Below are 7,896 nucleotides of genomic sequence, written 5' to 3'. Positions count from 1 at the left end.
CATTCGTCAGTTCATGCCGACGCACCATGCCCGGCTCATGCCCGAAACAGCGAGAGATCCACCATCCCGGGCAAGAGCCATCAGACACTGCCTAGTGCTCCACCCGTCAGGTGCGGGCGCTGAAGTGGGCGGCTGCCGCATCGACGAACCGGTCGTGTGCGTCCCGTGCGACGTCCTGCGCAGCAGTGAGCTCCTCAGGGCCCGACGGTGGTCGGAGCCGGCGGAGGCGAGTGCCGTCACCGCTTCGAGCCGGTCGCGACGCAACTGCTCCGCGCTGGCCGCACGTTCGGCGCGGCCGGCCGCCAGGTGCTGGAACGTGCCGGTGACGATCGATCCGAGGAGTGTCCCCACGGCGGCGAGCACAGCGGTGATCATGATCTGCCTTCTTGGTCGAGGCAGCCGTGAAGATCACGGACTGTGGACGGAGTCCTAGCCGGCGGCGTCCGCGTCGTACGACTCGCGGGCGTCGAGGAGTTCGTCCCAGTGGTCGCTCGCCCAGGCGCAGGCCACCGCCATCGGACGGAGCAGGCTGTGGCCCAACGGGGTCAACGCGTACTCCACGTGCGGGGTGGTTCCGGCACGGACGGTCCGCGTCACCAACCCGTCCCGTTCCAGGGACCGCAGGGACTTGGTGAGGACCTTGGGGGTGACCCGGCTCAGCGGCACGCGCAGCTCGGAGAACCGGCGCGGCCCGTCCTGGAGACACCTGATGACGAGCGGCGCCCACTTGTCGCCGAAGCGGAACGGATTGAGCGACGACGGGCACAACTCGTCGAACATGTCGGCGGGCAGAGCTTCCCTCATGACCTCACGGTAGCCGGTATCCAGAGGGAAACCACACCCGTGGATAGCGTCCACGCAGCGGTGGGAGCGCAAGGGCTCCCACCCTGGTGAGAGGTGGTTCCCCATGAAGATCGTGGTCTTCGGCGCGGGTGGTCGGGCCGGCCGGCGAGCGGTGGCCGAGGCACAGCGACGCGGGCATCAGGTCACCGCGGTGGTCCGGGACCCTGCGCGCCACGGCGACGCCTCCGGCGCCCGGGTCGTCGCGGGAGACGTCACCGACCCGGCGAGCGTCGAGCGGCTGGCCGCCGGACACGACGCCGCGGTCAGCGCTGCCGTCGACCTGTCCGTCCCGCCGCACGAGTTCTTCACCGCGTCCTCCGGCGCCCTGAGCACCGGCCTGAACCGGGCCGGTGTGCACCGCCTCGTCGTGGTCGGGCTCGCAGCGATCCTGCCCGGGGCGTCCGGGGCTCCCCTGATGGACGAGCCCGGCTATCCGAACGAGTACCGCCCCTTCTACCTCGGCCACGCAGCGGGCGTCGACACCCTGCGGACCGGCGACCTGGACTGGGCGTACGTCGCTCCGGCGGGCGACTTCGACCACGAGGGCGCCGGTACGGGGCGGTACCGGATCGCGGAGCACGGCGACCCGGACAGTCGGATCACCTACGCGGACCTCGCGATCGCCCTGATCGACGAGATCGAGGCCCCCCGTCATCACCGCTCCACCGTCAGCGTCCGGGAGGCCTGACCGCTCTGCGGAGCGAGGGTGATCGCGACCAGACCGGCGACCAGCGGGAAGCCCGCCAGGACACCGAGCGCGGTGGACGGGGACCACACCTGGGCGAGCGCCCCCGCCGCGGCGCTGCCCACTGCGCCACCGACGAAGAACGTCAGGTTGAGCAGCCCCATCGCGCCGCCGCGCAGGGCGGGTTCGACCCGGGCGGACAACAGCGCGGTGGCGACGACCTGGACGACCGCGAAGGCGCCGAACCCCAGCGACGCCCCGACGATCAGGAGCGCCGGGCCGGGCCGGGCAGCGGAAGCCGCCATCGCGACGGCCGTCACCAGGGCGGTCACCGCGAGCAGCCGACTGCCTCCGGCGCCAGGGGCGAGCTTCCCGGCGACCCGGGAGAGCCCGGCGCCGATGACCGCGCCGGGCAGCAGCCACAGTCCGACGGCGAGGACGTCCCATCCGTGTGCGCGCACCAGGACCTGTGGCACCGCGTACACGGCGGCGAAGAGCCCGGCGTACACGCCGACGCCGACGACGGCGGCCCGGAGGAAGACCCCGTCGGCGATCAACCGGAGCGGGACGAAGGAACCCGGGACGGAGCGGATGCGCCGGGCGAGGCCGGCGCCGGCGAGGAACAGCAGGGCGGCGAGGGCGACGACCACGGCAGCGGACGGACGCAAGGCGGGGGTCTGGACCAGCAGGAGGAAGCTGGCGGCCGTCACCGTGAGCAGCGCCGCACCGGGCAGGTCCAGGGCCCGGCCGCTGCCGCGCCGGGTGGAGGCCGCCCGCAGGCACAGGGGCACGGCGAGCAGGGACAGCGCAGGCAGCACCAGGGTGAGGCGCCAGGTCAGCCACTGGGTGAGGGCCCCACCCGCCAGGGTGGCGCCGGCGGAGAAGACGGCCATGGTCGCGCCGAACCCCGCCAGCACCCGGGCGCGTTGCGCCGGCGCGGACGAGGCGGTCAGGGCCAGCGCCCCGGACACCATGGCGCCGGACCCGGCCGCCAGCACGAACCGCCCGGTGACCAGGGCACCGAGACCGGGGGCGACCAGGCAGAGCACCGTGCCGACCAACAACAGGAACGACCCCGCCAGCAGGGAGGGACGCAGGCCCCGGGAGTCGGCGAGCCGGCCGAAGAGCGCGGTGCCGATGCCGAGCGCGAGGGCGTGTGCGGTCAGGACCCAGGTCGCGGCCGAGGTGGAGGCGGCCAGGTCCGACGCGACCTCGGGCAGGGCGACACCGGCCGCGGTGACGCCGAAGACGGCGGGCCCGAAGAGCAGGCCGTAACGAAGGCCCGCCGAACGCGGGGCGTCCGCAGCGGGGGAGGGGGAGGGGGAGGGGAGGAGGGCGGGCGTGGTCCGGCCCGCGCGGTTGCTGATCATGGGGTTCCTTCGAAGACGTGGGTGGGTCGGGAGCCCGGCACCGGTACCGGATCAGTTCGCCGGGGGCAGGGCGTGACCGAGGCGGAACAGGTTGCGCGGGTCGTAGGACGCCTTCACCCGACGCAGTCGGGCCAGCGTGGGCGCGTCGAAGCAGTCCTGCACGGCGTCCACCGTGTCCGGCCCGGCGAGGAAGTTGAGGTACCGTCCGCCGGTGCCCCGGGCCGCCATACCGGCGAGCACCCGGTCGGGTGAGCCGGGCGGGGACAAGGTGGACAGGGTGAACTCCCCGTCCCGGTTGCCCACGGCGTTCGGCACCGCGGCCGGTCGCGACAGCGCTCCCCCCAACTGCCGCAACTCGACCATGAGATCGGCGCAGTCCGCACCCGGACCGGCCAAGGCGAGGATCTCCTCCACCGCCGCCCGGTCCAGATCGCGCAACACCAGATTGCGTTCGTGGTAGGGCAGCGGCTCGGTCGGATCCTGGTGGATCTCCGCGACCTCGGTGTAGGGCCGGTCGCGCACCGAGTCGGACAGGGCGGGCCCGATCGCACGCAGCGGCCGGACCAGCCGCTCGCCCACCCGTGGGTCGCCCGCGTGGCAGATCCGCAGGTGCACCACGGCCTTGCCCCGGAAGAGTTCCGGTACCGCAGGCGCCGCAGGCAGCCTCAGCAGCGCCAGGGACGAAGTCATCTCCTCCGGCACGCGCCGCACCCACTCCCGCCAGACGTGGAGCGCCTCCGGGGCCAGCTCACCGGGGAAGTGGAGCCCGCCGCCGTAGATCCGTCGCACCGGCATCAAGGCGAAATCCAGGGCGGTGACGATCCCGAAGTTGCCCTTCCCGCCGCGCAGGGCCCAGAACAGATCGGGGTGCCGGGTGGCGGACGCCGTCCGCAACACCCCGTCAGCGGTGACGAGTTCGATGCGCGTGACGTGATCGGCGGCGTATCCGTACCGACGTCCCAACGGGCCGAGACCACCGCCCAGGGTGTAGCCGACCACACCCACCGACGGGGACGAGCCGTTCAACGGTGCGAGTCCGTGGACCCCCGCCGCGGCGATGACCTGCTGCCACCGTGCGCCCGCCGCCACCCGGGCCGTACGGGTCACCGGGTCGACGCTCACCCCGCTCATCCGCCGGGTGCTGACCAGCACGCCCCCCACCTCCGGTGCGGCGATGCCGTGCCCGGTGGCCTGCACCCCCACCGCAAGGCCCTGCCGGTCGGCGAACTCCACCGCGGCCCGGACGTCGTCCGGGGTCCTTGCGAGGACGATCAGCGAAGGGCGGTGCCGGGCGATCTCGTTGAAGCCGTGGAGTTCGCGTGCGTAGGCCGTATCGCCCGGCAGCAACACCCCACCCGTGACCCGCAGTACGAGCCGGTCCCACGCTTCGTTCGCGAACGGGGGGAACCGTGTGTCCGTCATGGCGGCGAGCCCTTCCTGCCGTACAGCCCCGAAAGTGCCCACCCGAGGCGATCGGCACCGGCACCAGCCTGTCCGGGCCCGGTTCCCGGTCCCATCCCCTCGCCGGGTGACGGAGCGGACCCCACCCCCCTCAGATGAGGGATGGGTCCCGCCCGTGCCCTGTGCCACGCTTGCCCGGTGACGACAATGGTCCCTGCGCCTTCCCCGACCGGCCGGCGCGAACTGCTCGCGCGGGCCGCCGAAACCGTCGACGCCCTGGGCATGTTCGCCGAGGTCTCCCGACGGTTGCGCCGACTCCTGCCGTACGACGCCGCCGTGTGGCGGGTCACCGACCCGGTCACCGGCATGATGACGGCACCCGTTCGGGTGGAGAACCTCGACGAGGGCGGCTGCGCCGCGTACTGGGAGAGCGAACTGTTCACCGAGAACGTGAACCTGTTCCGCGATCTCGCGCTGGCCCCGGTGCCGGTCGCGGGACTGCGCCGCACCACCGGCGACCTCCCCGCCCGGTCCACGCTCTACCAGGACTTCATGCGTCCCCGCGGCCTCCGGGACGAACTGCGCGCCGTCCTACGGGTCGGTGGACGTCCACACGGACACATCAGCCTCTTCCGGGCGGCGGGCCGCGCGGCCTTCGACTCCCGGGACACCGCACTGATCGCCGCACTGAGCACCCCGCTCGCCCGGAAACTGCGCACGTTCTCCGAACCCACCGCGCCCCTGGCACCCGCGGTGTCCCCCGGACCGGGGCTGCTGCTGTTCGACGCCTCCGGCGTGTTGCTGTCGGCCAACGACGAGGCCCGCGCGCACCTGGAGGACGTTCCGGAGGGACCCGCCGTACCGTCCGCCCTGGGCCTGTGCATCCCCGCCTGGCTCCAGACCACCGCGATGAAGGCACGCGCCGTCGCCCAGCAACGGGACCGGGGCCGGGCCCGGATACGCGTCCGCACCCGAACCGGCCGTTGGCTGATCTGCCACGCCTCGTGCCTGCGCGGGGCCGACGGCGCACTGGGGCCCTCCGCCGTGGTGATCGAACCCGCCCGAGCCTCCGACGTCGTGCCCCTCATCGTGGACGCCTACGAGTTCACCGACCGGGAAGCCGAAGTCACCCAGTGCATCGCGCGCGGGCTCCCGACCGCAGAGATCGCCCGCCGACTGCACCTGTCGCCCCACACGGTCCGCGACCACATCAAGGCGGTCTTCGAGAAGGCCGCCGTCTCCAGCAGGGGCGAACTCGTCAGCCGGTTGTTCACCGAGTACTACGCGCCCCTCGCCGAGTCCGGGACGCTGCGGACCACCGTCCCGGACGAGGACTCCTGACCCGGACCGCCTCCGCGCCCCGTCCTCACCTCAACGGCGCGCCAGTTCGTCCCCCAGGGCGGTGCGCGCGTACAGCACGACGTGCCCGCGCCGGGCGGTGCTCAGGAGTCCGCCGTCCCGCAAGGCGGCCAGGTGCTCGGAGACGGTGCTGGGGGCGAGGTGCAGCAACCGCGCCAGGGCCGAGGTGTCCATCGGCTCCGCCAGGGCGACCAGCAGTCTCGCCTTGGTGCGTCCGACGACGCGGGCCAGCCGCGTGCCGTCCGACCGCACCGCACGCGGTCCGGCGATGCCGCGTGCGGGGTAGATCACCGACGGCCGCCAGGGCGCGACGGCGATCACACTGGTCCGTTGCCAGGTGAACGCGCTCGGCACCAGCAGCAGCCCGCGCCGGTCCAACGGGACGCGGGCCCGCGCCGGGTTGCGGACCACCACGGCGTCGGCGTCGGAGTGCTCGGCCAGGCGTACGTCCGGGTGCAGCCCGGTGACCGCGGCGTCGAGCCCGCCCGCAGCCCACCGGCCCGAGCGGTAGCGGATGTCGGCGTGCAGGACGTCGCGCAGAGCCGGCCAGTGCGGCGCCATCAGCTCCGTCCAGCCGGTCTCCAACTGGTCCGCCAGCAGATCGCGAGCGCGTCCCGGATCGGAGCCCCACCCGCCCACGTCGACGTTCAGGGCGTCCAGTTCGGCCCGCACCTGCGCGGCGGGCGTGCGGCGCACCTCGGCGAGTTGCGCCGCCGCGGTGGTGTCGTGCCCGGTCGTCGGCGGGCTGAGGAACTCGCAGACGTAACGCGGATCGCCGAGCACCGACAGCAGTTCGGCGATCGGCAGCGCACCCAACGCGTCCACGGCGAGCCGCGGCACCCCGGGCGGATGGTCGCGCAGTCCGATCGCGGCCTGGAGCGCGGCCAGCAGCTCGTCCAACGGTGAGATCGCGAAGCGCACCCGGTGCGCACCCGACGGCGTGAGCGTGAACTCGATCATCCCGACTCCTCAAGGTTCGGCCAGTTCCGAACCAATGGCGGGTGCGGCGGGTCCGGTGCCAGGTTCGCCTGGTGACGACGACCGGTACCGACCGTGCCCGCCCCTCCCTGTTCCGCCACCGACCGTACTGGCGGTGGTCCGCGGCGACCCAGTTCAGCCGGCTGCCCGGCACTATGGCCCCGCTCGCCTTCACGGCGTTGACCACGACCACCACGGGTTCCTACCGGGCGGGCGCGATGATGATGGTGGCGTTCGTGGCCGGCCAACTGGTCGTGTCGATCCCGGGGGGACGGTCGCTCGACCGCACCGCCCCGAGCCGTGGGCTGCGCCGGCTGCTGTGGTGCTCGGCCGGTACGGCACTCGCCGTCGGCGCCGCCGCCCGGCTCGGAGCGCCCGTCTGGGGACTGCTGGTGGCGGCCGGGGTGTGCGGCGCCGCCGCGGGCGGACTGTCGGCCGGGTTCCGCACCCTGCTGGCCCGCACCGTGCCCGAGTCGCTCCTCCTGCGCGCCGTCAGTGTCGACGCCACCCTCCTGGAGGTGGTGATCATCGCGGGGCCGGCGCTGGCCGTGACCTCGGCCGGTTGGAGTCCGTGGGCTCCCGTGCTCGGCATGGCCGCCGCGTTCGTGGTCAGCTCCCTGGCCCTGCCGGTCGGGACGCCCTGCGCGACCGACGCGGCGGGGGAGTCGGGTGCCGGTGCGGAGCCGATCGACTGGTTCCGCACCCTGGGCTGGCTGGCCTGCCTGTTCACCATCGGACAACTCCTGGCCGCGTTGGAGGTGGGCGCGTTGCCGCTGGCGGCCCGGCTCACCGAGTCCGAGGGCCGCGCGCACCACACGGCCGCGTTGCTGATCGCGGTCCTGGCGGTGGCCAGCATCCTCGGGAGCGCGCTGTTCGCCTGGCGCGGCCGGGCCACGACCGCGCTGGCCGTGCTCTGCCTGTCGGGCCTGGCGGTCGGTGGCACTGTGGTCGCCTTCGGCGACGGTTGGTACGCACTGCTCGGGGGCCTGGTGCTGGTGGGGGCGTGCACCGGTCCGCTGCTCGCCGTCAGTTCCGTCAACCTCCAGCGCGTACTGCCGCGAGCGCGCAGGTCCGAGGGGTTCTCCGTCGCCCATGTCGTCCAGACGGTGGGGTTCGCGTCCGGGTCGCTCGGCTTGGGGGTCCTCGACCTGGACACGGCGATCGCCCTGGGCGCGGGGAGCGCGGTCGCCGCCGCGGTCTGCCTGGGGGTGACCTCATCGGGGCCGGCGTCCGAACACCGGCCCCGATGAGGACGGGCGC

Annotated in this window: 8 protein-coding genes; 3 read left to right on the top strand and 5 right to left on the bottom strand. The window is 73.6% G+C overall.

The annotated features are described in order from the left end of the window. Nucleotides 1-6 precede the first annotated feature (6 nt). Nucleotides 7-375, bottom strand: coding sequence for a hypothetical protein (locus tag ACFWIA_RS21900; protein WP_387007603.1), 369 nt, complete (start codon nucleotides 373-375; stop codon nucleotides 7-9). A gap of 54 nt (nucleotides 376-429) precedes the next feature. Further along, nucleotides 430-804 (bottom strand): winged helix-turn-helix transcriptional regulator, encoded by a 375-nt coding sequence (locus ACFWIA_RS21895; RefSeq protein WP_387007601.1) that lies wholly within the window; start codon nucleotides 802-804, stop codon nucleotides 430-432. A gap of 103 nt (nucleotides 805-907) precedes the next feature. On the opposite strand from ACFWIA_RS21895, the gene ACFWIA_RS21890 reads away from it, so the two are divergent. Next, nucleotides 908-1,531 (top strand): NAD(P)-dependent oxidoreductase, encoded by a 624-nt coding sequence (locus tag ACFWIA_RS21890; RefSeq protein WP_387007599.1) that lies wholly within the window; start codon nucleotides 908-910, stop codon nucleotides 1,529-1,531. Here the strand turns inward: ACFWIA_RS21890 and ACFWIA_RS21885 are convergent. Beyond that, the gene (locus tag ACFWIA_RS21885; RefSeq protein WP_387007598.1) at nucleotides 1,498-2,898 is read right to left on the bottom strand and encodes an MFS transporter; all 1,401 of its coding nucleotides are present in this window, start codon (nucleotides 2,896-2,898) and stop codon (nucleotides 1,498-1,500) included. The genes ACFWIA_RS21890 and ACFWIA_RS21885 overlap by 34 nt on opposite strands. 51 nt (nucleotides 2,899-2,949) lie before the next feature. Next, the gene (locus ACFWIA_RS21880; protein WP_387007596.1) at nucleotides 2,950-4,320 is read right to left on the bottom strand and encodes an FAD-binding oxidoreductase; all 1,371 of its coding nucleotides are present in this window, start codon (nucleotides 4,318-4,320) and stop codon (nucleotides 2,950-2,952) included. A gap of 186 nt (nucleotides 4,321-4,506) precedes the next feature. On the opposite strand from ACFWIA_RS21880, the gene ACFWIA_RS21875 reads away from it, so the two are divergent. Beyond that, entirely contained in the window at nucleotides 4,507-5,640 is a 1,134-nt protein-coding gene (locus tag ACFWIA_RS21875; protein ID WP_387007608.1) for a LuxR C-terminal-related transcriptional regulator, read from the top strand. 30 nt (nucleotides 5,641-5,670) lie between these two features. On the opposite strand, the gene ACFWIA_RS21870 is transcribed toward ACFWIA_RS21875, so the two are convergent. Beyond that, a complete protein-coding gene (locus ACFWIA_RS21870) occupies nucleotides 5,671-6,618 on the bottom strand; it encodes a DUF5937 family protein (RefSeq protein WP_387007594.1) in 948 nt (315 codons plus the stop codon). A 71-nt stretch (nucleotides 6,619-6,689) separates the two neighbouring features. Here ACFWIA_RS21870 and ACFWIA_RS21865 point away from each other — a divergent pair, with 71 nt between their 5' ends. After that, entirely contained in the window at nucleotides 6,690-7,886 is a 1,197-nt protein-coding gene (locus tag ACFWIA_RS21865; RefSeq protein WP_387007592.1) for a hypothetical protein, read from the top strand. Nucleotides 7,887-7,896: the final 10 nt, after the last annotated feature.

Source organism: Streptomyces sp. NPDC127068 (assembly GCF_042724695.1).
Lineage (GTDB): Bacteria > Actinomycetota > Actinomycetes > Streptomycetales > Streptomycetaceae > Streptomyces.
The sequence above is the reverse complement of the archived record's forward strand: the minus strand, read 5'-3'. Positions and strand labels throughout refer to the sequence as shown.